The sequence below is a fragment of the Alphaproteobacteria bacterium genome (assembly GCA_024244705.1).
Lineage (GTDB): Bacteria > Pseudomonadota > Alphaproteobacteria > JAAEOK01 > JAAEOK01 > JAAEOK01.
The window spans coordinates 121,177-146,435 of sequence record JAAEOK010000032.1 but is presented as its reverse complement, the minus strand read 5'-3'; the positions used below and the strand labels follow the sequence as shown (position 1 = coordinate 146,435).

General features: G+C 59.6%; 21 protein-coding genes, 1 tRNA gene and 2 pseudogenes. 9 read left to right on the top strand and 15 right to left on the bottom strand.

Annotation, left to right across the window (positions count from 1 at the left end):
* The 3 genes from GY791_03315 to GY791_03305 all read left to right on the top strand — a co-directional run.
* On the top strand, positions 1-121 hold a 121-nt coding region (locus GY791_03315; GenBank protein MCP4327451.1), incomplete at its 5' end, for an IS630 family transposase.
* Positions 122-633: 512 nt separating this feature from the next.
* Positions 634-1,890 (top strand): M20 family metallo-hydrolase, encoded by a 1,257-nt coding sequence (locus tag GY791_03310; GenBank protein MCP4327450.1) that lies wholly within the window; start codon positions 634-636, stop codon positions 1,888-1,890.
* A 436-nt stretch (positions 1,891-2,326) separates the two neighbouring features.
* Positions 2,327-2,524, top strand: a complete 198-nt coding sequence (locus GY791_03305; protein ID MCP4327449.1) for a hypothetical protein — start codon at positions 2,327-2,329, stop codon at positions 2,522-2,524.
* Positions 2,525-2,715: 191 nt separating this feature from the next.
* On the opposite strand, the gene GY791_03300 is transcribed toward GY791_03305, so the two are convergent.
* Both GY791_03300 and GY791_03295 read right to left on the bottom strand, forming a co-directional pair.
* Complete coding sequence (locus tag GY791_03300) at positions 2,716-4,173, bottom strand: peptidase C45 (GenBank protein ID MCP4327448.1); 1,458 nt, start codon at positions 4,171-4,173, stop codon at positions 2,716-2,718.
* Positions 4,174-4,231: 58 nt separating this feature from the next.
* Positions 4,232-4,495: pseudogene (locus GY791_03295) on the bottom strand (IS5/IS1182 family transposase).
* A gap of 231 nt (positions 4,496-4,726) precedes the next feature.
* Here GY791_03295 and GY791_03290 point away from each other — a divergent pair.
* Both GY791_03290 and GY791_03285 read left to right on the top strand, forming a co-directional pair.
* On the top strand, positions 4,727-5,281 hold the full coding sequence (locus GY791_03290) for a cytochrome b (GenBank protein ID MCP4327447.1): 555 nt from the start codon (positions 4,727-4,729) through the stop codon (positions 5,279-5,281).
* 61 nt (positions 5,282-5,342) lie between these two features.
* Positions 5,343-7,709 (top strand): DUF1565 domain-containing protein, encoded by a 2,367-nt coding sequence (locus GY791_03285; GenBank protein ID MCP4327446.1) that lies wholly within the window; start codon positions 5,343-5,345, stop codon positions 7,707-7,709.
* A gap of 126 nt (positions 7,710-7,835) precedes the next feature.
* Here the strand turns inward: GY791_03285 and GY791_03280 are convergent, their stop codons facing one another.
* The 6 genes from GY791_03280 to GY791_03255 all read right to left on the bottom strand — a co-directional run bounded on the left by GY791_03280 (position 7,836) and on the right by GY791_03255 (position 15,127).
* Positions 7,836-9,059 (bottom strand): aromatic ring-hydroxylating dioxygenase subunit alpha, encoded by a 1,224-nt coding sequence (locus GY791_03280; protein ID MCP4327445.1) that lies wholly within the window; start codon positions 9,057-9,059, stop codon positions 7,836-7,838.
* A 5-nt stretch (positions 9,060-9,064) separates the two neighbouring features.
* Entirely contained in the window at positions 9,065-11,149 is a 2,085-nt protein-coding gene (locus tag GY791_03275) for an NADH:flavin oxidoreductase (GenBank protein ID MCP4327444.1), read from the bottom strand.
* Positions 11,150-11,233: 84 nt separating this feature from the next.
* Entirely contained in the window at positions 11,234-12,301 is a 1,068-nt protein-coding gene (locus GY791_03270; GenBank protein MCP4327443.1) for an extracellular solute-binding protein, read from the bottom strand.
* 28 nt (positions 12,302-12,329) lie between these two features.
* Entirely contained in the window at positions 12,330-13,451 is a 1,122-nt protein-coding gene (locus tag GY791_03265) for an ABC transporter ATP-binding protein (protein ID MCP4327442.1), read from the bottom strand.
* Positions 13,452-13,463: 12 nt separating this feature from the next.
* Positions 13,464-14,267 (bottom strand): ABC transporter permease, encoded by an 804-nt coding sequence (locus GY791_03260; GenBank protein ID MCP4327441.1) that lies wholly within the window; start codon positions 14,265-14,267, stop codon positions 13,464-13,466.
* The gene (locus GY791_03255; GenBank protein MCP4327440.1) at positions 14,264-15,127 is read right to left on the bottom strand and encodes an ABC transporter permease; all 864 of its coding nucleotides are present in this window, start codon (positions 15,125-15,127) and stop codon (positions 14,264-14,266) included. The genes GY791_03260 and GY791_03255 overlap by 4 nt, the downstream gene beginning before the upstream one ends.
* A 122-nt stretch (positions 15,128-15,249) precedes the next feature.
* On the opposite strand from GY791_03255, the gene GY791_03250 reads away from it, so the two are divergent.
* Positions 15,250-15,891, top strand: a complete 642-nt coding sequence (locus tag GY791_03250; protein MCP4327439.1) for a TetR family transcriptional regulator — start codon at positions 15,250-15,252, stop codon at positions 15,889-15,891.
* 66 nt (positions 15,892-15,957) lie between these two features.
* Here GY791_03250 and GY791_03245 read toward each other — a convergent pair.
* Positions 15,958-16,034: transfer RNA gene (locus tag GY791_03245), tRNA-Met, on the bottom strand.
* Between the two features lie 352 nt (positions 16,035-16,386).
* On the opposite strand from GY791_03245, the gene GY791_03240 reads away from it, so the two are divergent.
* Both GY791_03240 and GY791_03235 read left to right on the top strand, forming a co-directional pair.
* Positions 16,387-17,355, top strand: a complete 969-nt coding sequence (locus GY791_03240; GenBank protein MCP4327438.1) for a zinc ABC transporter solute-binding protein — start codon at positions 16,387-16,389, stop codon at positions 17,353-17,355.
* 179 nt (positions 17,356-17,534) lie between these two features.
* Complete coding sequence (locus GY791_03235; protein MCP4327437.1) at positions 17,535-18,818, top strand: FAD-binding oxidoreductase; 1,284 nt, start codon at positions 17,535-17,537, stop codon at positions 18,816-18,818.
* Here GY791_03235 and mnmA read toward each other — a convergent pair.
* On the bottom strand, positions 18,766-19,938 hold the full coding sequence (gene mnmA / locus GY791_03230; GenBank protein MCP4327436.1) for a tRNA 2-thiouridine(34) synthase MnmA: 1,173 nt from the start codon (positions 19,936-19,938) through the stop codon (positions 18,766-18,768). The two genes, GY791_03235 and mnmA, sit on opposite strands and share 53 nt — an antisense overlap.
* Positions 19,939-20,055: 117 nt before the next feature.
* Here mnmA and GY791_03225 point away from each other — a divergent pair, with 117 nt between their 5' ends.
* Complete coding sequence (locus GY791_03225; GenBank protein ID MCP4327435.1) at positions 20,056-20,613, top strand: DUF1134 domain-containing protein; 558 nt, start codon at positions 20,056-20,058, stop codon at positions 20,611-20,613.
* Between the two features lie 7 nt (positions 20,614-20,620).
* On the opposite strand, the pseudogene tenA reads toward GY791_03225, so the two are convergent.
* The 5 genes and pseudogenes from tenA to cysE all read right to left on the bottom strand — a co-directional run bounded on the left by tenA (position 20,621) and on the right by cysE (position 25,095).
* Positions 20,621-21,348, bottom strand: a pseudogene (gene tenA, locus GY791_03220) (thiaminase II).
* A gap of 1 nt (position 21,349) precedes the next feature.
* Complete coding sequence (locus GY791_03215) at positions 21,350-21,679, bottom strand: 2Fe-2S iron-sulfur cluster binding domain-containing protein (GenBank protein ID MCP4327434.1); 330 nt, start codon at positions 21,677-21,679, stop codon at positions 21,350-21,352.
* An 80-nt stretch (positions 21,680-21,759) separates the two neighbouring features.
* Positions 21,760-22,944: an IscS subfamily cysteine desulfurase gene (locus tag GY791_03210; protein ID MCP4327433.1), complete on the bottom strand. Its 1,185-nt coding sequence runs from the start codon at positions 22,942-22,944 to the stop codon at positions 21,760-21,762.
* 9 nt (positions 22,945-22,953) lie between these two features.
* Complete coding sequence (locus GY791_03205) at positions 22,954-24,078, bottom strand: cysteine desulfurase (GenBank protein ID MCP4327432.1); 1,125 nt, start codon at positions 24,076-24,078, stop codon at positions 22,954-22,956.
* A 261-nt stretch (positions 24,079-24,339) separates the two neighbouring features.
* Positions 24,340-25,095: a serine O-acetyltransferase gene (gene cysE, locus GY791_03200; protein ID MCP4327431.1), complete on the bottom strand. Its 756-nt coding sequence runs from the start codon at positions 25,093-25,095 to the stop codon at positions 24,340-24,342.
* Positions 25,096-25,259 lie beyond the last annotated feature (164 nt).

The window sequence follows — 25,259 nt, the reverse complement described above, 5'->3', positions numbered from 1 at the left end:
CCGCGTCTTCAACTCATACGACGACATCGTCGACCACTGCTGTGACGCCTGGAACAAGCTCATCGATCAGCCCTGGAAAATCATGTCGATCGGACACAGGCAATGGGCACATAGGTCATGATCAACGGGATTTGGTATTAGCCGTCGAGACAGGTCCGCTCGCAAGTTGGCTGTGGCATGAGCCGACCGCACTGGGCTTCAAAGCCACGGTCTTGGATGCCAGATCAGTGCATCAAGTTCTCAAGGTTCAGCGGAACAAGACGGATCGAGCCTCACCGTCGCGAACTGCCCTCCGCGATTGACGGGCTGCCGGCAAATCGCCGCTCGGCGAACACCGCGACTGGTCTAAACTGGCGCGCGGTATTTACCGTGGGGGCGGGTCATACATACCAAGCATAAGAGTAGGCTCAAGCGCAGTGGATTCAAAGGCGTGACAACCGACTAGAGCCACAGAGAAGGTGGCAGTGGCGGAGGCTTAGCTGATCACTCTTTTCTTCAATCATTTGGACGCCGGATGTTCCCGACTATTAATTTCGTGAAAGTATTTGCCGCAGTTTGGGACGCAGGATACCCAACAATCAGGGCGATTGGGCGAGCGAACTAGCCCATTGTGCAGTTCTCAAGGAGGAAATGATGGCGGAATCGTTGGAACAGAAGGCCGCGAACGCGGTCAGTGAAGAACGTTTGTGGGACCGCCTCATGACCATGGCCCAATACGGCGCCCTGTCCAACGGGGGCGTCAACCGTCAGGCTTTGTCGACCGAGGACATCGCTGCACGCAAACAGATGAAGACGTGGTCAGACGAACACGGTTTCGAAATCAGCACCGATGATATTGGGAACCTTTTCGTCCGGCGCAACGGAACCGATGCGGATGCTGCGCCGGTGACGACCGGTAGCCATATCGACAGCCAGCCGAAGGGCGGCAAATTCGACGGTATCTACGGCGTTATGGCCGGTCTCGAGGCGCTCGTGTCACTTGACGAATCCGGCGTACAGACGAAACGGCCGATTGAGGTCATCGCCTGGATGGGGGAAGAGGGTAGCCGCTTTCAGCCGGGGCTCATGGGCTCTTTGGTGTTCACTGGACAACTCCCACCGGAAAAAGCCTTACCCATTGTCGACAAGGACGGGATTTCAGTCGAGCGCGCTCTCCAGGAGACCCTCGATGCCGAGCCAAACATCCTTAGACGAAAGACCGGGTTCCCAGCCGCCGCCTACATCGAAACCCATATCGAACAAGGCCCCGTTTTGGAGGCCGAGGAGAAGACCATTGGTGTCGTCACCGGCATTCAAGGCATTCGATGGTATGGCATTGAAGTACTCGGTCAGGAGGCCCACGCCGGCACCAGTCCGATGAAGACCCGCAAGGATGCACTGAAAGCGGCCGCCGAGATGGTCGGTGCCCTCGAACAGGTCATGGAAGATCCGACGGATACGGTCCGTTGCACGTTCGGACGATTTGAGGTGTTTCCCGGTTCGCCCAACACGGTCCCGGGACGCGTCTTCTTTACCATCGACTTTCGGCATCCGGAAACCGAGGCCTTCGAGAGGTTCCTATCCCAAATCGAACCAGTCTGCCGACAGCACGCGCGCGGCTGCGAGGTGACCATCGAAAAGACCCTCGACGCCCTTCCAACCGTTTTTCGCCCCGACATGGTCGAAACCGTTCACAAGCACACGGAATCCCTCGGGGTGCCGTTCAAGGTCATGCCCTCAGGCGGTGGCCACGACGCACAAAACATGAATAGAGTCTGTCCGACAGGAATGATCTTCGTTCCATGCAAAGACGGTCTGAGCCACAACGAAGCGGAATATGCCGCACCGCAGGACTTGGCCGCGGGAACCCGTGTCCTTGCTGCCTGTCTTGCCGATCTTGCAAACCGATAGACCGCTCAGAACAAGAAGGCAGGTATTCGCCACGTGGGATGTAGGATTGTTGTCGGTGGCCGTCCTTTGGGAGGTGTGAATAACGGCTCATTCGCCTCACGATCGGCAATGCGGGTACGTCAGATCTGTTGGTCCCGATCACCCCATCTGTCCAACATTTGCTTCTAGCTAGTGTCCATTCGGATAACGCCGAGATCAAGCGGGCGCTCGTAGGTCACTACTCCATATTCGAATTATTCAGTCGTAAGAGGTTGGTCTATTCCAGGGCAAGTCAATTGCAGATAATATTGCCTTCGACTGGGCTCGACGATAAACGTCGCAAAAAAGCGACCGGCAGGCGGGCGTGCAAAGTACCCTATGAGTACCCTCCAGGCGCCATTTGCGCCCTCGAACGCCCCGGTCAGCGCGTTCGAGGCCACCAAGCGAAGATGAGATATTGGCGGAAGCCGATCGCACGGGCAAGAAACTGCGGGCCGAATGGGGCGACGTATTCGAGGCCAACGTGGAAGAGGCTTGGCGCCATGCCGAGCAAATCGCGCCCGAGGCGATGAAGAACATGCAGGCTGTTGGGTTGGACGTCAACGAAATCACGATTCGGGCGCTGGTGAGGGCGGCGGAAGCGAAGGGGGCGTGAGTGCGGCCCGTTCTAAGAGGTCGGGGAGCGCTGTTGCCGCTCTAAACCGATACTCCCCAGATGATTCCTCGGACCAAGACTCATGGTAACCGCGCAAGCCAAACCGAGATCGCCCACGAGGTGGGGGATAGACCCGGCGAACCCGATCACCAGACCGCGGCCGACGGAAATCGGCGCGATTTCCGTCGGTTCTATTTTGAGCCGTCGAAATAGCTCCAGGGCTCGTGCGGGCGGCTCTTGAGGTAGCCCTCCTGCCAGTTCCACTGGGGATGGATGCGCAGGAACTCGTCGGCGTCGAAGGCAAGGCCGTCGGCGCGACCGAAGCGACCCCACATGCTCATCTCCTTCGCCGCGTCCGCCGTCGTCACCTTCCCGTCAACCGATCCGGCCGGATAGTAGGGCACGTTCCACACGGCATTCGGGTCGCTGACGTAGAATTGCGGATCGGTGTCATAGTGCGAAGAGATCGTGCGCGAAGATGGTTCGATCCGCATGAGATAGACGTCGAAGGTGTCGCCGAGAATCTTCTGGCCGGTCTCGACGTTGATCTTGCCCTCATATTGCGTCAGAAGTTGTGGCCAGCGTATACGCCGCGCGCCGGTCTGCTGGCGGATATCGTTGAAGCCGACGTCGGAGGATTCGAGATTGCGGATGCGCGGATCGTCCGGGGCGTTGTCGCCGAAGTACCAGCCATCGGTCTTCTTCTGGAAGTTCTGGTAGATGAGGCCCTGTTCGTATTTTGCAATCTCGTTAGTCTTGATGTCGCCGATCAGCCAGGAATTGGCGTAGCCGCCATTGTTCTCAGCATCCATCAACTTCACCCATTCGTCGATGCTCGTCGCATATTGGGATGCGTTGCGGGCGCGGACATATTCGGGGACTTTCTTCGGGTCATAGCCAACAAAGCCGACGATCGTGGTTTCGACGACGACCATCCCGCCGCCGGTGACCCAGAAGTCCGTCATCGAGGCGATCCAGCCCGGTGAGGTCTGCATGACCATCCGCTCGCCTTTTGCCGGGGTAATATCGACGATGAGGTTCATGTACTGGCCGTTCCAGAACTCGGTGAAGGATTCGTGGCCAATGACGATCTTGCCGTCGGAGGTTACCGATCCGGTGGCGATGAACGCGCTGCAATGGCTCTTCGCCTTGCTCATGCCGACGGCGCCGGGTGCGGCGCTCTTGTACTGTGAGGCGACGGTCGGCCACCAATAGCCGGTAATTTCCATGTAGGCGTTCCAGCCGATGATCTGGTCGAGCGTCGTCGGCACTCCGGCCTTCGTCAGTCCTGCGGCGATGCCGCTCATCTCCTCCAACTGCTCGGCCGGTATCAGTGACTTGTGCATCTCGACCACCTTGTCGACGAAGAAGTCGAGGCTGAGGCCGGTCGTCTGCAGGGTCATTGCGCTATAGACGCGCCAGGCGTCCTTGAATTCCTCGGCGACCAAATATCCGTGCTGGAATCCGCGCTCGAACGGCTCGCCCCCGACCTTGATGCGGATCCAGCCATCGGCCTCAGAGCGCCTCGCCTTCGCCAGCCAGCCCTTCTCCTCACCGGTAAGGGCATCCTGCGCCGATGCCTCGACAATGGTGAAACCCGAGACCACGACCAAGGCAGCAAGGGCAAGCCGGATCTTCAATATCTTCATTGCTGAGTGCTCCTTGGAGTTGTATGCCGTCTCGGCAGCATTGCACCGCGCACGTCGAGATCATGTGAAGCGCCGCCACCCGTTCGGCATGGCCGTCAACCGCGCTCAGGTAAGCATCAACCAGCAACCCCGACCGGTTCTCCATCAGCCCGTGAGCGATGAAGCACAACTTCGCCTCCTTGCCCGATCCCTTGCAGTAAAGCCGCGCATCCGGGTCGGTGGTCGAGGTATGGGCCTCGCTCGATCGTCTTTCACCGCGGAAGTTTGCCTCACCATTGCGTCCGCCAGCGGCCAGCGGATCGTCCGGCCCGTCTTTCAGCTTGAACCGGCATTCACCGGATGACCGGTATCGAAGCCTCAGATTGGGCCATTACGGCTTCCCCTGCAAGGGACCGCGGGCCACAGCGCGAAAGGCGCTCGGTATGGGCCCAGACGCCCAGCGGCAAACCCGCGAGTGTCGATTTGGCGGTGGACCAGTGGTACGATTTCCCTGGATTGGAGGTTTTCTGGGAAATGTCGGCACAAACCACACTTCAAAGATGGAGGCCAAGAAATGTCGATGCGATCAGGGCCGATTCCCAACGGCGCGCGATTCGGCGCCATCTCCATCATCAACCACTGGGTGATCGCCGCCCTGATCATTGGCATGCTGGCCTTCGGGCTCTACCTCGACGCGATGGGGCGCGGCCCCGACCAGCTTGCACTGCTTCAAATCCACAAATCGATCGGGGTGCTCGTTCTTATCCTGGGAGCCTGGCGGGTGCTCTGGCGGATCGCGCGCGGATTCCCGGAAGAGATCGCAGAGATGCCCCATTGGCAGCTGGTGGCCTCGAGGGCGGTCCACATTGCCTTGCTGATCGGGATCCTGTTCATGCCCATCTCCGGCTACATCACATCGTCGACCGGCGGCCACGCGATTTCGCTGTTCGGTCTGTTCGACTTGCCGGCGCTACCGGAGCACAAAGCCGTTTCGGCGGCGGCGGCATGGGTCCATTTTGTCGTGGCCTATGCTCTTATCGCCATCATCGGCGTGCATGTCTTGGCCGCGCTGAAGCATCACATCATCGATAGGGACGCAACGCTCGCGCGCATGATCGGAAGTGCCTGAGGCGTGCATCGCGGTGTGTGATCGGCCGCCGCCGGTAAAGCATTTCAGAGGAGCGATCATCATGTGGCAATTCCTGTGCGCTATCGCTGTGATGGCTGGCATTCTCCATCCGGCGACCGGATCGGCGCGTGTGCTCTACGTGAATCAAGCAGTGGAGAACGATGCCGGAGACGGCTCGGAATGGGCCAGCGCCTACCGGACGCTGACGGCAGCGCTCGACATCGCCAAGGCCGGCGACGAGATATGGGTCGCGGGTGGCACCTATAGGCCGTCCGACGCCAATGATCGACGCGCGTCCTTCGCACTCATCGAAGGTGTCGGCGTCTATGGCGGCTTCGCCGGCGATGAGACCGAGCGAAGCGCGCGTGCGTGGCGACTGAACGAAACCATCCTCAGCGGCGATATAGGTGTGCCGGGGGATTGGCGGGACAACAGTTTTCATGTGGTTGTCGGCGCCGACGACGCGGTGCTCGACGGCGTCACCGTCGCGCATGGCACGGCGATCCCCGATGCGCCGCCCAGCCCGCGCCCCGGCGCTGCTGACGGGCAAGCCGCTGCGCCGAGCGGTCCCCAAGCCGGTGCCGCCGACAGGCAAGGCGCTACCCCGTCCGACGAACCGATCCATACGACGCCGGAGGCAGTCCTGCGGGGCAGCGGAAACGACACCAATGGCGGCGGCATGCTGAACTTTCGCGCGGCACCGTTGGTCCGAAACTGCATCTTTCGCGACAACCGGGCGATGAAAGCCGGGGCGGTCTACAACATGACCGCGGAAGGCACTTCGGCGCGAGATCTTGTCAGTCGTCGTGCCGCGCGATTCGAAAACTGCGAGTTCCGCAATAATCTGGCGATCATGCGCGGCGGCGCAATTTCCAACGATATGGAGACGAACCCGACCATTATCCAGTCGTTGTTCGTCGGCAACCGCTCGGGCGGCAAGGGCGGCGCCATCTATAACGACTTCGGCTGTTCGCCGGAGATTCGCGATAGCATTTTCGTTTGGAACGAGGCGTTTCAAGCCGCGGCCATCGGCAACGATGGCGGATCCGCGCCGGTGATCGTCGGCAGCGTGATCACTCACAATGTGGCGGCGGATCTCGGTGCCGGTCTCTATCAGGGCACTGGCCCCGCCAACAATCCTGTCGTGGTCAACACAATCGTCCGGGATAACAGCGCGCCCGCCGGGCCCGCGGACATCTACAACTGGCACGACAACCAGCCCCAGATCGCCGGTTCGATCGTCGGCGACGAAGTCCAGAAACCTGTGCCAGCGGGCGAGATTGCCGCCATGGTCAAGGAGCTGACGGCGCGCGCAAGAGAAGTGCATGAAGCGGATATCGCGGCGGCGAAAACCCATGACATCTCGGCCGCGCCCGTCTACGTCGATGCGGCCAGCAACGCTGCCGATCCCGATGGCTCGTCTTGGGCATCGGCCTTTCGCGATCTTCAAAGCGGCATCGATGCGGCGGCGGAGCGGGCCGGGTCGGTCTGGCTCGCCGCCGGGATCTATACGCCGAGGGGTGACGGACGACATGCGGCTTTTCGGCTGAAGCCCGGTGTCGCGGTCTATGGCGGTTTCACCGGCTCCGAAACAAGCCTTGACGCCCGGGATTGGGAGCAGAACATCACCGTGCTCTCCGGCGACATCGGCGCACGCATGCTGGCCTCCGACAACGCCTACCATGTTTTTGTCGGTGCCAATGGCGCCCGACTCGACGGCGTGACCGTGACCGCCGGCAATGCGGACGGCAGCGGTTACGATTCGAAGGGCGGTGGCCTCGTCAACTACGCGGACGCCACTCAGATGGCCCCGTTTAGCCCGACGATCACCGGCTTTTCCATGGCCTTGGCCAACTGCGTATTCGACGGAAATGAGGCGCAGGAGGGTGGCGCCTTGTATTCCTACAACCGAGCACAGGTCAGCATTTCCAATTGCCGCTTCACCGACAACTCAGCCGGCTTCGGCGGCGCGATCGTCGATCGGGTCGGCGTTGTCACGAAGATGACGGATGTCGCCTTCGAGGGTAATCGGGCGCGCTGGTCGGGTGGCGCGTACTTCGTCGACTATGGCGCGCGCCCGGTGCTCTCCAACGCCAGTTTCATCGACAATGAAGCAGGCGCCGACGGCGGCGCGATCTACACGATTAGCCGCGCGTCGCAACTCGAGGCGAGCATCGTGATGGGCACGGAGCTCAGCTTCAAGGGGAACCGGGCCGGTTTGCGCGGCGGTGGCATCGCGGCAACCGATTCCTCGATCGTCCGCATCGACGGGTGTTCGATGATAAGCAACGTGGCGATGGCCGGCGGTGCCGGGTCACAAAACTATGATGCGCAACTCGTGGTCAAGGACTGCCGGATGTCGAACAACAGGGCGAGCAAGGGGGAAGCCGACGTCGACCGAGGCGGTTACGAGCTTCCCGCGCAATAGGTCGGTCGCGGGTGTGGATACCGGCTCATTCGCCTCACGATTGGACGGGTACGTCAGCTATTGGTCCCGAAGGTGGCGCGGCTATCCACATGTAGCTTCGAAGACGGCGAGAACTCTATCTCGCGCCTAGCCCACCATTTTCAGATAGCCGTGATGGAAATCGACGATACCCCATTCCATCGAGGACAGCGGGCCGGGGCGGTAGTGTAGGGAATTCACACCTTCCTGATTGTGGCGGATAATCCGCTCGTCATCCTGTGTCGTCACATGCCACAGCCAGGTGAGTTGCTCGAGGTCGTAGTCTTTCCCCTCCTCGGCGTCGGACCGGACCAGCCAGACCGTCTGAATGTCCGTCGATTGAAGTGCGGTGGGTATGAACCGGTAGCCCACGACGTAGTCCGAATAAACGAGGAAGTTGTTCAAGGGGCCGATTTGGACATCGGTCGCCCCGCCGTCATGGCAGGCAAGATCGCCCAGCGGCGGCGCCACGCCTTCCCCACTCTTGCTGCCCGTCTGGTAACCGGGGAAAAGAGGGTAGCGCCGATAATAGATGTCGGTTCCAACCTGTTTGGTCCGATCTCCGGTTTCGTTGAGTACATCGACCGGCAGGCCGGCCTTGATCGATCTTTCCTGCATTGCGGCTATCAGTTCCGGCGTCATCGCGGCGGGATCCTTGAGGCTGTGGGACTTGGAATATTCCCGGTGCGCGGGCGCGCAATGATAGCATTCCATATAGTTCTCAATCGCCAGCTTCCAGTTGGCGGGAACCGGGTAGGACGCCTGATGCGCTATCTTCAGTTTTTCAAATCCGAACGGCGCCGTCATCGGAGCGAGACGCTCAAGTGCCGGTTCGATTGGCGGCGGTGACGCCGACAGCGAGATGAAAATCAGGCCCTGAAAATCCAGAACATTGACCGGCAGCAGTCCGTAATCACGTCCGTTAAAACCTTCCGGCACCAGCCGGCCGGCACGCCATTGGCCATCCAGATTGTAGGTCCAGGCATGATAGGGGCAGGTAAATGACCGGGCGTTTCCCGAGCGCTTTAGACAGACACGCGATCCGCGATGCCGGCACGTATTGAGATGGCCGCGAATGGTACCGTTGTTGTCGCGGACAATGATGACGGATTCGCTTCCAAACTCGAACAGAAAGTAGTCCCCGCTTTCCGGTATCTGACTGAAATGTCCGACCCAGATCCAATTGCGGTCCCAGACCCTTTCCAGATCCCGTTCGTAGATCGCGCGGGAGGTGTAAAACGGACGTTCGAGCGCATAGCCAAGTTTGTGTTTGGCAATATGGCTTTGAATGGCTTGAGGATCCGTGGTTTCCCGATAGCCAACTGCTTGCATAGTGCTCACCATTGGTTCGCAAGGGACGGCATTTCCCGCCGATACAATGCCTGTTCGATCTCGGCCGGGTCGGATTGGAAATTTCGTGCGGCAAGATGGCCGGAATAAACCGCATCCGCAATCAATCCGGGCGCCAGCGCGTCACCTATGATTTCGACATTGAGGCGGAAGGCCTCGTCCCGACCCGCCTCCTTCATCTCGATCAACTGCCGGTAGAGTCCGTTAACAGGCGTGCGTTCCGTCGCAAGAACAAGCACCCGACACGGAATTGTCGATTTTTCACCCGTAAATACGCAGCCCGTCGTCACGGTATCTTCCGAAACCTCGATGATCGTCAGATTGGCGAGGATTTTCACGCCCTGCTGCAGCAGCGTTCTTTGCGCGCGTTCCTGTTCCAGCGTGGTGCTTGTCCACGGAGACACAACGCCGGCTGACGTGACAATGGTCGTATCATGGCCGGCGTCACTCAAGTGATCGGTGATGACGCCGCCCAGATATCCCTGGTCGTCGTCATAGATCACGACGGGCCCTGCGGGCAGATCCCTACGCGCCATGATGTCATCGGCAGTGAACGCTTGCGTATGGGTCAAGCCGGCAAGGGTCTCGCGGGAACTACGGCCCACGCCATCGGCCCGCCATCGCGAACCGGTGGCTAGAAATACATTTTCAATGCCCAGTTCCAGAATTTCCTCGGCCGACAATTCGCTTCCCGTGAAAATCTCCACATTGGCTTTCTGTTGTAGCTCGTATACCCGGTTGTCGCGCACGCGCAGCCAGGCCGACAGGCCCTTGAGGCCGGATTCGGCAGCGACCCGCCCGCCGAGCTGGTCTGATGCCTCGGCGAGCGTGACATGGTATCCCCGCCGGGCGAGCTGCATCGTGCATTCGAGGCCCGCGGGTCCCGCGCCGACCACAAGCACCGATGCGTCCGTCGCTTTTCGCTCGATGCGCTCGGGATGCCATCCGCGCCGCCATTCCTCGCCCATTGTCGGATTCTGCGTACAGCGAATCGGGATACCCAGATTGTCACTGGAGACACATATATTGCAGCCTATGCACTCGCGGATTTCGTCAATCCGATTTTCCTCGATCTTCTTCGGCAGGAAAGGATCGGAGATGGAAGGCCGCGCGGCGCCAATAAAATCGACAATCCCCCGTTTGACCAGCGACGCCATCAGGTCGGGAGAACCGAGTCGACTGACCGCCACCACCGGTTTGCTGGTGATGGTTTTGACAAATTCCACGTAACGGATCTGGTACCCATCCTCCGGTGCAAACCGCGTTGTCTGGGAGTCGTTCGCCCAGTCGGAGACATTGACATCCCACAAGTCGGGCAACTCGGCCAGAAGCTCGACGACGGCGCGCCCCTCCTCATCGGCCTGCATGCCGTCCGCGCCTTTCAGTTCATCGACGGCGAATCGCAAGGCGACGGCGCAGCTATCGCCGACTTCCTCTTTCGTCTCCTCCAGAAGTTCGCGCAACAGCCGCGCCCGGTTTTCAAGGCTCCCGCCGTATTCATCGCTCCTGGTGTTGAACCGCGGCAACAGGAATTGCTGGGTCAGGGTCATGCCGTGACCGGCATAGACGTAGACGACATCAAATCCGGCCTTTTTGGCCCGCCTTGCAGCCTGTCGGTGCCAACGCCTGAGGTCGCGGATATCGGACTTGTCCATCGCCCGCGCCTGTTTGGGATATCCGCCGGCGACCGCCATATCAGAGGGCGCGAGCGGTGGTATTCGCGAAAAGAGATTGGACGAATGATAGCCGTTGTGGACCAGTTCGATTGCCGCAAGCGCGTCATGTTCGTGCACGGCGTCGGTCATCAGCCGCAGCGCCGGGATATCCTTTTCATCCCAGATCCTCTGCTCCGAATAGGGGGAAAGATCGGAACTGGGATGAATTTCGGTCTCTTCAGTGCTGACAACTGCCCAACCGCCTTCCGCCTTAACTGCGCGCATGGCAGCATGCGCCTGCGGGCGCAAATGCCCCATGCCGCAGCACTGGGGCACCTGATAAAACCGGTTCTTCGCCGTCACCGGACCGATGGGAACCGGTTCAAACAGAATACCGTAGCGGCCGCGCTGCAGCATTGACGCCTACCGGAGTGAGTGTGGTGCCAGATCAGGAGACCGGCCCATGATCCATTCGGAACATGGCCCGGCCGCCAGAAAAACTCAGAATCCAGCCTTGATACGCTCGAACTCCTTAAGCATTTTTGCTTCCAGGGCAGGGTCTACGGCTTCGAAGAAAAGGCTGTGTTCAAAAAAATCGTCGGCTTTGTCGAAACCATACGTTGCGATGACGTCGGGGTCGACCGCGGCAATACCCTCAGCATTGGCGTGCGCATAGCCCCAAGCTTCAATGATGTATTTGCCGCTTTCCGTCGCGCTGAGCGCGTTCAACAGGTCGTAGACCTGATCGTCAGATTGGGTCGAACTATTCAGATGAACGTAACCGCATACCCACGTCGCGATCCCTTTATTTACGTCCTTCATCATGACGGCCGGAACCTTGTTCCCGATCAGATTGAGTTCGGACTGGTTCCAGGCCCATCCCATGACGACCTCGCCGCTGGCCATGGCCTGATCCAGTTGCCCGGCATCGGACCAGTAGAGCCGGATATTGGGATGAACCTTGCGCAAAAAATCCGACGCCTTCTTGAATTCCTCGTCGTTCATGTTGGCGTAATTTTTGATTCCGCTCGCCAGCGCGGCAAACGCATAGGCACTGGATGCGGCGTCCGGAATTGCGACCTTGCCCTGATATTCGGGCTGCGTGGTCAATTGCAGCGAGATTTCGTCGTCGGAGATCTTGTCCGTCCGATAGATCAACCCGGTGTTGCCCCATTCGAAGGGCATCATGTAGACCTCACCGTCGACGACGATACCTTCCAGTTCCCTGATCGCAGGCAGCAACTTGTCCCAGTTTGTTAGGCGACTCGTATCGAGCGGCTTGATGAGTCCGGCGGCGACCCATTTCTTGGTTGCATCTGTACAAGGGTGCGCGAGGTCGGCGGCGAAGCCCGACCGGAGTTTGGTATAGGCCTCTTCCTGGCTGCCAAAAAAGGTATAGGAAGGAGCGCTTCCATGCTTTTCGATATAGTCTCCGAAGAAACCCTGGTCCTCGTAGCCTGACCAGTCGAACACAGTCAGGTCCGACCCATCCGCGCTTGCCTGGCCGGTCCATATCATTCCGGCGACAGGCACGACCGCGATCGCGGTCATGCGGATTACATCTTTCATTTGAAATTTCATCATTTCCTCCCTGGGATTAAGACCCCGACCCTTTGGTTTCCTGATACTGGCCGAGATCAATAACGGACGAATTTTGGAAGCCGACCCAGACGTCATCGCCTACCCGATGGTCGACGTGGTGGAAGTAGTTGGTGACCACGACAACACACGGCTCGTCCAGGCCGTCGATGCCGACAAAATACTGGATATTCTCGCCATAGAAGGCCACATCGGCGACCTTGCCCTTTACCACAACATCGCATGCGGGTGGTTCTTTCGAGGCGATCTCAAGCTGCTCGGGCCTGATTCCCATCAGCATTTGTGGCCCCGGTTCGATGCCATACGGATTTGGTATGACCTTCAGGGAACCGAAACCGGTTGCGTCAACTTCGAGCTCATCGGATTTCTTCGACTGAAGCTTTGCTTTCACAAAATTCATGCCACCGATGAACGAGGCGACTTCGCGGTCTATCGGAGAGCTGTACATGTTTTCGGGCGTGTCGACCTGCGACAACTTGCCGTCAAACATCACTCCGATTCGGTCGGACATGGTCATCGCTTCGTATTGGTCGTGGGTGACCATGACGAAGGTGATGCCAACCGAACGCTGCAGGCGTCTCAGTTCCAACTGCATGGTCTCGCGCAATCTCTTGTCGAGTGCGGACAGGGGTTCATCTAGCAGCAGAACCTTGGGGCGCATGACCAGCGCTCGGGCCAGCGCAACGCGCTGGCGCTGGCCGCCGGACAACTGATCCGCCTTGCGGTCCTGAAGGCCGGGCAGTTCAACCATCTCCAGCGCCTCGCCGACTTCCTTGCGGATCTGCTCGCCACTCAACCCCTTTTTTCGCAGACCGAAAGCAACATTGTCGGCGACGTTGAGGTGGGGAAAGATCGCATAGCTCTGGAACACCATATTGGTGGGGCGCTGATTGGCGGGAACGTCACGCATGGACATCCCGTCGATCAAAATCTCTCCCTCATCGGGTTCCAAGAATCCCGCGACCATGCGCAATGCCGTGGTTTTTCCACAGCCGGATGGGCCGAGCAGGGAAAAAAACTCCCCCTGATCGAGTTCCAAATCGAGATCGCTCACGGCAACAAAGCTGCCGAACCGCTTTTCGACGTCTTTCAAAACAACAATCGGATTACCGTTTTGCACGAGCGTATTCCTTTAGATCGAGCCTGAGGAGCGATCTGTCTTACGGCGGAAATATTCCGCCACCAGCAGTAGCAAGATTGAACCCAGCAACAACAGGGAGCCAAGCGCGAGGGTGTTGGGCAATTTAGCCGGAAAGCGGATCTGGCTCCAGATATAGACCGGAAGCGTCGGCTGATTACCAGAGAGGAAAAAAGCCAGCACAAACTCGTCGAATGACACCGTAAAGGTGACCAAAATGCTCGCGACAATACCCGGCGCGATGATCGGCAACGTCACTCTTCTGAACGTGCCGATCACGGTTTCGCCCAGATCGTAAGCCGCCTCTTCCAACGACTGATCGAACTGGTCGAACGAAGATTTCATGATCGCTACGGAAAATGGCAGAGCCAGAAAAACATGTCCGAGGATAATGGTGACGAGAGAGGGTTGAAGACCTATGCCTATGAAAAGCACCAGCATAGAGGACGCCACAATAATGCCGGGAATGACCAGCGGCAGCATGACGAAGCCCTCCGCCGGACCGCGGCCGAAGAAGCTGTGCCGGGTGAAGGCGCGGGCGGCGAACAGGCCGATGCCCGTGCTAACGACCGCCGTCGTTAGTCCGACGATCAGAGAGTTGACCAGCGCGCTGAGCATCGCGTCCGCCTTCGCCAACTCGCCGTACCATTTGAAGGTGAAGCCGGTCAGGGGAAAGGCAACAATCGTTCCGTCATTGAACGAAAAGACCGGAAGAAACAGCACCGGCAGATAGAGAAACACCAGATAAAGACCGGCATAGGTCTTGAGGCCGGAGAAAGCTGTGCCGCGAGCGCTCACCGGATTCGACTCCCGCCGCTACGCATGGCGATCACGAAGACGATGGCCACGAACATGACGACCAGCATGGCAATGATCGACAGCGCCGCTCCCATCGGCCAATCGTTGGCGGCACCGAATTGAACCTGGATCATGTTGGCGATCATCTTGCCGTCCGAGCCGCCCACCAGTGACGGCGTAACATAGTCTCCCACGGTGGGAATGAAGATGATCAGGCTAGCCGCGATCACGCCAGGAATGGACAGCGGCAATGTCACCCTGAGGAATCGATCAATTACGGTATTTCCCAGGTCAGTCGCGGCCTCTAGTAGGCTGGGGTCGATTTTCTGCAGGGAGACATAGATCGGCAGAATGGCGAAGGGCGCCCAGGCATGGGCGAGGGTCAGCACGACTGCGTTGGGATTGTAGAGAATGAAGGTCAGCGGTTCATCAATCAGACCGAGCATCAAGAGCCCGCTGTTCAGCACTCCGTTAAAGCCCAGTATCAGTTTCCACGCGAAGACCCGCAGCAGGTAGCTGCTCCAGAACGGAATCGTCACCAGCATCAGCCACAGGGCTTTGCGCTCGGTCTTGAAGGCGATGAAGTAGGCGATCGGATAGGCCAGCAACACAGTCAGCAACGTCACCAGACCGGCGATCACCACCGAACGCACGAGGAGGAGGTGGATAAGGGGGTCGCTGAGGGCCTCCCGATAGTTGGCCAGGGTCAGATCACGATTGATATCGACATAGTCCTGTGTCCAGAAACTGGTCGCCGTCATCAGGAACAGGGGAACAACGATCAGGAATCCGACGTAAAGGACCGCCGGCGCACTGAGCGCGTAGCCTTTCGCGGTATCCGACTTTAGCGCTATCGCCATGCCCGGGCCTGTTCAACGATGAGGATGCGGGATCGTGCTTGCAACCCATCCAACATAAAAAATGGACAACCGTCCATTTTAATCTAATCTGAAACGCGTGGACAGGTCAATGGCAGGTTGCAATGACGAGCAAAGTTCAAACCCGGGTGCTGAAGAAGACCAAGCATCGCCAGATGCTGGTCGAGGCCGCGGCCGATATCATCGCCGAGAACGGAATCACCAATACGTCGGTGACGCGAATCATCGAAAAGGCCGGACTATCCCGGGGAATGGTCCACCTTCATTTTGACAGCAAAGACGCACTTCTGGTCGAAGTGGCCAGGGATATGAGCCGCCAATATTATGCGAAGCTCGATTGCTTTCTTGCGCAGGCCGGGCCACTTCCACAGCAGAAGCTCGAAACCATTGTCGCCGCCGACCTCAGCGAGCAAATCCTCAATCGCCGTTGGGTCAACATCTGGCACGCTATCCGCAGCGAGGCCCGGTCGCAGAACGCCTTCATGATCTACTCCGACACCCGCGACGACGCATTGCGCGACATGATCTTCGAAGCCTGTTGTCAATTATCGGGTGAAAACAAAAAGCGCGCCGTGATCGCCCGCGATGCGATGAATGGCACGATTGCTTTGCTAGAGGGAATGTGGACCGATTTCTTCCTCCACAGTGACGCCTTCAATAGAAAGGCGGCAAAGCGAATCGTTTTTCGTTTCATGGCCGCCTTGTTTCCGCATGCATTCAATCTGAATGGTGCGATCGTCGAATGAACTGTGAAAGGCTCACCATGAAAAGCTCAAATACTAAGCAGAATTAAGCTAAGTCATTGAAATGGTTGGTAGCGGAGGAGGGACTCGAACCCCCGACACGCGGATTATGATTCCGCTGCTCTAACCAGCTGAGCTACTCCGCCCCAGGGTGCCGAGGATATACGGCGAACCGAGCGTCCGTTCAAGCCCCGCGAGGACTGTCGGCACTCCCCTCGCCACTCACGACCAGTCCGTCGGCGGCATCACCTTGGCTCGATTGCCCGGCAGCGGCACGCAGGAAACAATGCCCCGTACGGCGGTCACCAGGCCTTGACTATGCAATGTTATATTGTAACACTTTATCTCTCTTATCTCGCGCACAGCATGGGTGGAGTCTGTCAAATGCGGCCGGTCAATTGGGGCGGACGGCGCCCCAGCGACAAGCGCGGCGCACCCGCCCCGCGACACTGACCACGAGTCTTGGCGTCGAACCCGGCCCGCCATTGCGGCGCGATTTTGGCTGCAACGATCGTTGGCCTCGTATGTGCGGGCGAGGCCGATGCGGATGCGCCCCGGGTCGTGGCGAGCATCAAGCCCCTGCACGCCCTTGTCGCCGGTGTTATGGATGGTGTCGGCGAGCCCGCCCTGCTGATCGACGGCATTGGCTCGCCCCATGCCTACAGCCTACGTCCATCGGATGCCCGGGCCCTGAATTCCGCCGACCTCGTGGTCTGGATCGGCGCCGGCATGGAATCTTTCCTCGCCAAGCCGTTGGCATCGTTGCCGCAGGCCACGGAAATCATCGAAGCGGCGATGATCGATGGCACGACATTGCTACCCTTGCGGGTCGGCGGAGTTTGGGAAACACATGACCACCCGCCAAAACTCCACGGCGACGAGGACGGCCACACCGGCGCGACCGAGATAATCGACGCCGGATCGACCGAGACTCTGAGCCCGGAACACGCCAACCTCCACCTCTGGCTCGACCCGGGAAATGCGCGCGCCATTATTGCCGCTATTGCCGAGGCTCTGGCCCGCATCGACCCCTCGAATGCGGACGTCTATGCCGTCAACGCAGACCGCCGTATGAAAGAAATCGAAGCCATGGATCGCGTGATCGATGGACTTCTGGCACCGGTCAAGACCCGCTCGTTCTTGGTATTTCATGATGCCTATCGGTACTTCGAGGATCGCTACGACTTATCGGTGGCGGGCTCGGTCACGGTCAGCCCGGACCACCCGCCTGGAGCCCATCGAATTTCAACGATTCGCGATCGATTGAAGGCCGGCGACGTCGTATGCGTACTTATCGAACCGCAATTTCCGCGGCGAATAGTCGAAACAATTGTCGCGGGCATGCCGGTTAGAATCGGAACGGCCGACCCTTTGGGTGCAGACATCCAAGCCGGCCCCGAAGCCTACACGATGGCGATGATGGCGTTAGCCGAATCACTATCCAATTGTTTGGCGCTTGAACAATAGCCGGCGCATCAGCCGCCGAAACGGGCCGTGCCGGCCCGCCCCAACGTCGCCACAAAGACGCCCTGCTCTGCACCAATTTCACATTTAGCAGGGCACAGACACTCGGATACATTCTTCGCAAGGAAAACGTCGTCCCGAGGTCACTGCGTGCGACGTAGATGGTTGAAGGGTCCGGTCGCATGCGGGACTACGTCGATAGCTACTACCTACGCACCTTGGCCGACGACCGGCGTTGGCCACCGCTGACCGGACGGGTCGCCGTCGATGTATGCATCGTCGGCGGCGGACTGGCGGGGTTGACGACGGCACTCGAATTGCAGCGCCGGGGCCGTTCGGTCGCGGTTTTGGAAGCCAATCGCGTCGGCTGGGGCGCGTCCGGCCGAAACGGCGGCATCGTCTCGCCCGGGTTCGCGCTCGGACTGACGAACATTGTTCGCAAGGTCGGGCTCGACGATGCCGTATCCCTCTATCGACTGTCCATGCAGGGTGTTTCCTTCGTCCGTAACACGATTCGGGTGCTCGGTATCGAGCACGCCGACATGATCGAAAGCGGATTGATCAATGTGATTAGATACGATGACGCCGACGGTCTGACACGGGAACAGGAGTTGTTGTCGGGCAAATTCGGCCACGAGGTCGAGGTTTGGCCGACCTCAAAGGTACGGCAGTTGCTGCAGACCGAGAGATACTATCAAGCGCTGTTCGATCGCTCGTCCTTCCACTTTCATCCGCTTAACTATGCCCGAGCTCTCGCCGAAGAAATCGATCGCCAAGGCGGACAGCTGTTCGAGGAAAGTCCCGCGTTGGCCAACAACGACGACGGCGCCGCGGTGGAAGTGCGAACCCCAACCGGCATCGTCACCGCCCGCGAGATCGTTTATGCGTGCGGCGGCTATACCGGACCGCTGAACCGACGTCTGAGTCGCTCAATATTGCCGATCGCGACCTATGTCGTGGTGACCGAACCGGCGGCGAAACAAGTAAGCGATGTGGTGCGGACGGCAGCCGCTGTTATCGATAATCGACGAGCATCGGATTACTACAGAATCCTGAGTGATGGCCGCCTGCTCTGGGGTGGCCGTATCACCACAAAGACATCGCGGCCATCACACCTGGCAGATCTCCTGCTCAACGATATCCGCTCGGTCTATCCGCAATTGAATTGCTTGCGGATCGCCGCCGCCTGGTCGGGGCTCGTCGGGTATGCCACCCACATGATGCCGCAATTGGGGCGCCTCGACGACCGTTCCTGGTATTGCTCCGGCTTTGGCGGCCATGGCGTCAATACGACGGCGATTTGCGGTCACCTCATCGCCACGGCGATCGCCGAGAACGATGACCGCTACCGCCTTTTTTCGCCATTCGGCTTGACCTGGAACGGTGGTCCGATCGGCACCGCGGCGGTCCAGATCACCTACTGGCGATACCAACTGATGGACTGGCTGCAAGAGCGCCTGGCTTAGCGAGCAATGCCGCCGGTCCCCGGGCGATCCAACCGCCGCCCAAAATTCGGCTGCCATCGTAGAACACACCGGCTTGGCCCGGTGAAACGCCATATTGCGGGTGTCGGAACGCAATGCGGGCGCGGGCACCGGAGAGACCCGTTACCGTCGCTTCGACCGGCGCCATTTGCGACCGGATCTTGACATTGACCGAATGGGTTTCGCCCCCGAGTTCTGTCGGTCCCAACCAGTTGACCGAGTCCACGACAATCTCTTCGACGGCCAACGCGGATCGCGGTCCGGCGACGATACGGTGATTTTCCGGATCGATTCGCACCACATACAGCGGCTCCGCCGTCCCGCCAACGTTGAGGCCGCGGCGTTGGCCAACCGTAAAGTTGATCACCCCGTCGTGACGGCCGATCACAGTACCGTCAAGATCCACAATGTCTCCGGGCTCGATCGATCCCGGCCGCAGTTTCGCGACCAAGTCGGCATAGCCTCCATTGGGCACAAAACAAACGTCCTGACTGTCCGGCTTGGCCGCCACCGGCAGGTCATAGCGGGCCGCCAGGTCCCGTGTCTCCGCCTTGGTCAAGTCGCCGAGGGGAAATCGGAGAAATTCGACCTGGTCGCGGGTCGTGGCGAACAGGAAATAGCTCTGATCCCGCGCCAGGTCGACGGCGCGATGAAGTTCGACGCCGACAGTGCCATCGACCCGTCGCGCATAGTGCCCGGTCGCCAAGGCCTCCGCACCGAGATCGCGGGCGGTTGCCAGGAGATCGGTGAATTTGACCGTCTGGTTGCACCGAACGCAGGGTATTGGAGTCTCGCCGACGACATAACTGTCGATGAAATCATCGATAACCTGGTCGCGAAAGCGGGATTCGTAGTCGAGCACGTAATGGGGCACCCCGAGGCGAGCGGCGACCCGCCGGGCATCATGAATGTCCTGGCCAGCACAGCAAGCGTTCTTGCGCTTGACCGCGGCACCGTGGTCGTAGAGCTGCAAGGTGATACCGACCACGTCATATCCCTGCTCCGCCAGCATCGCGGCGGCGACGGAGCTGTCGACCCCGCCCGACATCGCCACGACGACCCTGGTATCTCGCGGGCTTCTATTCGAAACAATGGGATTCATGAGGCGGAATATAGACAATCGAACAGGCGCGGCAAGTACCCGGTATGACGAACAATGTCATTGGACCCCGAAGGCGATAGTCGGCATAGTTCGGCGACTCAAATTCTGGAGCCACAAATGAAAAACCTACTCGCCGCGCTCATCCTTGTCCTGTCGCTTTCGCCCTCGGGGGCCGCGCTTGCCGATGCCTCCGACGAGTATTCACAAGACGAAATATTCCAAGCCGCAAGCGGGTTCTTCGCGAGCAGTTCGCGGGATCTGGCGAATGCGATCGCCAAGGCGTTCGAGGATAACGGCCGGCCCAATGCCTATATTACCGGCGAGGAGGCGAGCGGCGCGATCGGCATCGGCCTGCGCTATGGCAACGGCGTTCTGACCCGCAAGCGGTTCGACCTTTCGAAAATCTACTGGCAGGGCCCCTCGATCGGCTTCGATCTCGGCGGCGACGCATCAAAAGTTTTCATCCTCATCTACCGATTGCAGAACACCGACCAGTTATATCAACGCATCCCCGGCGCCGACGGCAGCGCCTATTTGATCGGCGGCGTGAGTGTCTCTTATCTGCAGACCGGGAATCTGGTCTTGGCGCCGATCACCACTGGCGTCGGCCTGCGACTGGGCGTCAATGTCGGCTATTTGCACTTCGGCCCCGATCACAGCTGGAATCCGTTGTAGGTCCGCATCAATTCACGGCGTCGAGTCCCATCTGCCAAAACGCGGCTTCCAACCGCGTCGCTTCGCCGAAAACCTTGATCGAGGCGGGGCGCCGCGCCGGCCCGCCGCGCCTGCCGTTCAGGCGCTCGAGCGTCGCGATCTGGCCGGCCGCGATCTCTTGTTAATCGGCACCGGCATACATGTCGATCCACTCGCGATAGGGATTGCCGTCGCGGACCGTTGCGGGGTCGGCGACCAGAGACGCGCCAATTTCCGTATAGCCGACTATGCACGGGGCCAGGGCGGTATGAAGATCGAGAACGTCCCCCGAGAGGCCCACTTCAAGGACATATCGGGTATAGGCGATCGTCGCCGAATCCTCGGCAAGCTCCCGAAGGTCGGCTTCCTTTATTCCCCATCTGGCGCAGTATTCTATGTGCAGACCCATCTCGACATCGAGAATGGCCGACATTGACTGGGCCGCATTTCGCATGTCGTCCAAGTGGCTGCTTCTTAAATCGCGAGCCCGTAGGCCCGTGCGAAATGGACTAGAAATAGATAATCCTGCCCAAGATAGTGTCGAAAGGCGGACCCGGGCAGGTTTCCCTGTGCGAGTTGCCGCAAGAATGGATGGTCGACGTACGCTTTCCAGCCCGCCCGGTTGGCGTCGCGCAGCTGAAAAAAGAGCGAATTCGCACGCGAATTTGTCGTGGTAACGATTTCCTCGCCTCTTGACGCTTCATCGTTCTTTGGCATGTCAGCCCATGAGGTTTCGGATTTCCTTGGGCAAGCTGACAGTAAGCCCATCGAGCGCTTCCGTGACAATCACCTGACAACCGAGTCGTGACGTCCGGGTCACGCCGAAGGCGAGATCAAGCATATCTTCCTCGTCTTCAGATACCGCCTCAAGCCGATCGAAATCCTTGGGATCGACGATCAAGTGGCAGGTCGCGCAGGCCATCGAACCCTCACAGGCACCCTCGATATCGATACTATGACGGTGGGCGACGTCTAGCAGCGATGACCCGACCGCCGCCTCGACTTCGATGCGGCTCCCGTCTCGGTTTATGAAAATGACCTTCGGCATCAATCAGCTCGATTTCTGTTCCGCCGCCGGATAGCCCCATGAATCTAGTTTGTGGATTTTCAACGCGGTAATCGATCGGATCATTCGGCGGCGACGTCACCGCCGCCTTCGCGCAATTTCTTCACCGCCATCGAAATCGCCTCGATCGCGTCATCGATCTCGGATTCAGTGGTGAATCGACCGATTCCAAACCGAATTGAACTATGGGCCTGTTCGTCCGGGATTCCGAGGGCGCACAAGACGTACGACGGCTCGACGGCCGCCGACGTGCAGGCGGAACCCGAGGACACCGCGATGGAAGCCGCTTCGATCATCAGGCTCTCCGCCGCCACGCCGCTAAAATTGACGTTCAGATTGCCTGGTAGTCTTGGCTCTAGCGCACCGTTCAGGCTTACGCCGCCAATCTCCTCCAGGCCGCGCAAGAGTTTCTGACGCAAAGCCAGCAACCGGACTGCCTCGGCTTCCATATCCTCGCCGGCGATCGCGCACGCCATTCCAAGGCCGACACACAGCGGCGTCGGCAAGGTTCCGGAACGAAGCCCGCGTTCCTGCCGGCCGCCGCTGAACAATGGGTTTAGACGGGTCCTCGGCCGCCGCCGTACATAAAGGGCGCCGACCCCCATCGGACCATAAATCTTATGGCCGGAAATACTGAGCAGGTCGATCTTCATCGCCTCGACGTCGATCGGGATTTTCCCGACCGCTTGGGCCGCATCGCTATGAAAGAGAACGCCGCGATCGTGACAAAGTTCGCCGATCTGGGCGACCGGCTGCACGATCCCGATCTCGTTGTTGGCAGCCATGATCGAGACCAATGCCGTATCATCCGTGATTGCAGCGGCCAAGGCGTCCAGCTCGACCAGACCATCCGATCGCACCGGGAGAAAGGTGGTTCGAATGCCTTCGCTCACCAGATCGCGGCAGCTCTCCAATACGCATTTGTGCTCGGTGGCAATCGTGACGATATGGGATTTGCCGCGCGCCTGATGGAACCGCGCCACCCCTTTGATCGCCAAATTGTTGGATTCGGTGGCACCGGACGTGAAGACGATCTCCCGAGGTTCCGCTCCAATCAATGCGGCAACTTGGCCGCGTGCATTCTCGACCGCCTCTTCGGCCTCCCAGCCAAAGCGGTGGGTGCGCGAATGAGGATTGCCAAAACGGCTGGTGAAAAACGGCTCCATCGCCGCCACCACCCGTGGGTCGGTGGGAGTCGTCGCCTGATAATCCAGATAGATAACCGGCCGGTCGCTAGTGGATTCCATCGCCGCCACTCATGCCGCCGACGGTAGACCGCCGGTCCGCGCGACCAGCTCCCGCCACGCGCTCACAAAACGATCGATATCGCTGCGCTTGGATGTCCAGCCGAGGCTGATCCGGATGGCGCTTGCGGCAGAGGACTCGTCATACCCCATGGCACGCAAAACATGCGACGGAGCAACTTTCCCTGACGAGCAGGCGGCGCCCGCACTGACCGCGATCCCGGCGAGATCGAGCGCCATTACCTGGGTTTCCGCGGACATGCCCGGGGTGATCAGACAAGTCGTGTTCGGCAGCCGTTCGGCGCCGTCGCCCGCGATACGCGCAGCCGGCACCAAGCTCATCACCTCCGCTTCCAACGCATCGCGCCAATTGGCCTGCTGCCGCGACGCCTGGATCTCCGCAGCGGCGATCTCGGCGGCCACGCCAAAGCCCACAATTCCGGGCAAATTCTCCGTTCCCGCGCGGCGGCGGCGCTCCTGACCGCCGCCGAAAGAAGTTGGGCTGAGGTCGACATCGTCTCGAACCACCAGGGCGCCGATCCCCTGGGGTCCGCCGATCTTGTGTGCGGAAAGCGACAACATGTCGACCCCGAGGGCTTCGAAATCGATGTGCATTTTCCCCGCGGCCTGGACGGCGTCGCTGTGCACCAAGGCGCCGGCGCGGTGTGCTATTTCGGCGACCCGCGACACGGGTTGTACGACGCCGGTCTCATTATTGGCGAGCATGATTGATACGATAGTGGGCGATTCTGCTTGCACCACCTTATCCGCAAGCCGATCGAGCTCGCATCTCCCCAACTCATCGACCGGCAGATGATGTTCCGGCGATGCGGCGGACAACACCGAATCGTGTTCAATGGCAGAAACCAGAATCTGATCGCGCCCACTGCCCTTGAGCGCGAGATTATTCGCCTCGGTTCCGCCGCTGGTGAAGACTATCTGGTCCGCCGAAGCAAGCCCGACAAGTCTTGCAACCTGCTCGCGCGCCGTCTCTATGGCATTGCGCGCGCCGCGCCCGAAACTGTGCACCGATGAAGCGTTGCCAGCGATGCAAAACGCGGCCGCAACCGCCTCAGCAACCGCCGGCCGTACCGGGACCGTCGCATTGTGGTCCATATAGATGGGCTTTTCGCGCATCGGCACGATTTCACTCCGAGGCTACGGCGACGCATTGGATTCGGCTGCCTGCCGTGCGCCGCTGGCAAACATCTGCCATGAATAACCAACCTGGGAAACGAAAACCTCGACCGCCAGGTTGGTCCCAAATTCTCCGTGAACGGCGCCCCGAAGGCGTGTCGCCGCGGCACACGATTCGGTTCTCGCCCTCACGGGCGAGGTCGATGACCGCCACAGACACCGTTCGGCCGGTCTTCACATCAGGGCCATCTCGGCGGCGCATCAACTCGCCGCTTTTTCGCCTCCGACCTGCGCATCTTTGGCGGCCGCTTTGTCGCCGGCGGCACTGGTTGCCTCGGCTGCGTCAAGACGCGCCTGGAGAACGCTTATTTCGTGCCGCAGGTCCTCGATGGCGCGAACCATAGGATCGGGCAAATCGCTGAGCGGGGTGCCATAGGCGACGAAACGGTGTTGTCCTCTTTTGTCGCGCCGCATAACTACCCGGGACGGTATTCCGGTCACCGTGACACCGGCCGGCACCTCCTTGACGACCACTGAATTGGCGCCAATGCGCGCATCCTCCCCAATCTCGATCGGGCCAAGAATTTGCGCCCCAGAACCGACAATAACCCCGTCGCAAAGCGTCGGGTGCCGTTTTCGATCGCGCTGGGTATCGGAATCCACCGACGGCGCAATGCCGCCGAGCGTCACTCCATGGTACAAGGTCACGTTGTTCCCGATCTGCGAGGTCTCGCCAATGACGACGCCCATGCCATGATCAATGAACAGGCCTTTTCCGATGCGCGCGCCCGGATGAATTTCGATACCAGTGAAAAAACGGCCAATTTGCGAGATAAACCGTCCCGCCAGCCGCCACCCACGACGCCATGCGGCATGGGCAACACGGTGCAATACTAGGGCGTGAAATCCGGGATAGCACAGCACGACCTCGACCCAGGAGCGGGCGGCCGGGTCGCGGCTCATCATACCATCGATCTCGTCCCGAATTTGCTTGAACAAATTGGCTCTCGTAGAGATATTAGCGCTGCACCGAGCTTTGAAACCGACATAAACGCGGCTCTGGCAGCCGCGTTTTCGAGTCGTGATATAGATAGCACGACTACGCCGGTCAAGATTGGCGGTGCCGGGAATTCGAGCTGCGTCCGACCATTCCCGTACGCCATGTGGGGATCAACCTGCGC

Coding starts and splice junctions, on each gene's coding strand:
- GY791_03310 (MCP4327450.1), top strand. CDS start 634: ATGGCGGAATCGTTGGAACAGAAGGCCGCGAACGCGGTCAGTGAAGAA.
- GY791_03300 (MCP4327448.1), bottom strand. CDS start 4,173: ATGAAGATATTGAAGATCCGGCTTGCCCTTGCTGCCTTGGTCGTGGTC.
- GY791_03290 (MCP4327447.1), top strand. CDS start 4,727: ATGTCGATGCGATCAGGGCCGATTCCCAACGGCGCGCGATTCGGCGCC.
- GY791_03285 (MCP4327446.1), top strand. CDS start 5,343: ATGTGGCAATTCCTGTGCGCTATCGCTGTGATGGCTGGCATTCTCCAT.
- GY791_03280 (MCP4327445.1), bottom strand. CDS start 9,059: ATGCAAGCAGTTGGCTATCGGGAAACCACGGATCCTCAAGCCATTCAA.
- GY791_03275 (MCP4327444.1), bottom strand. CDS start 11,149: ATGCTGCAGCGCGGCCGCTACGGTATTCTGTTTGAACCGGTTCCCATC.
- GY791_03270 (MCP4327443.1), bottom strand. CDS start 12,301: ATGAAAGATGTAATCCGCATGACCGCGATCGCGGTCGTGCCTGTCGCC.
- GY791_03255 (MCP4327440.1), bottom strand. CDS start 15,127: ATGGCGATAGCGCTAAAGTCGGATACCGCGAAAGGCTACGCGCTCAGT.
- GY791_03250 (MCP4327439.1), top strand. CDS start 15,250: ATGACGAGCAAAGTTCAAACCCGGGTGCTGAAGAAGACCAAGCATCGC.
- GY791_03235 (MCP4327437.1), top strand. CDS start 17,535: ATGCGGGACTACGTCGATAGCTACTACCTACGCACCTTGGCCGACGAC.
- mnmA (MCP4327436.1), bottom strand. CDS start 19,938: ATGAATCCCATTGTTTCGAATAGAAGCCCGCGAGATACCAGGGTCGTC.
- GY791_03225 (MCP4327435.1), top strand. CDS start 20,056: ATGAAAAACCTACTCGCCGCGCTCATCCTTGTCCTGTCGCTTTCGCCC.
- GY791_03215 (MCP4327434.1), bottom strand. CDS start 21,679: ATGCCGAAGGTCATTTTCATAAACCGAGACGGGAGCCGCATCGAAGTC.
- GY791_03210 (MCP4327433.1), bottom strand. CDS start 22,944: ATGGAATCCACTAGCGACCGGCCGGTTATCTATCTGGATTATCAGGCG.
- GY791_03205 (MCP4327432.1), bottom strand. CDS start 24,078: ATGCGCGAAAAGCCCATCTATATGGACCACAATGCGACGGTCCCGGTA.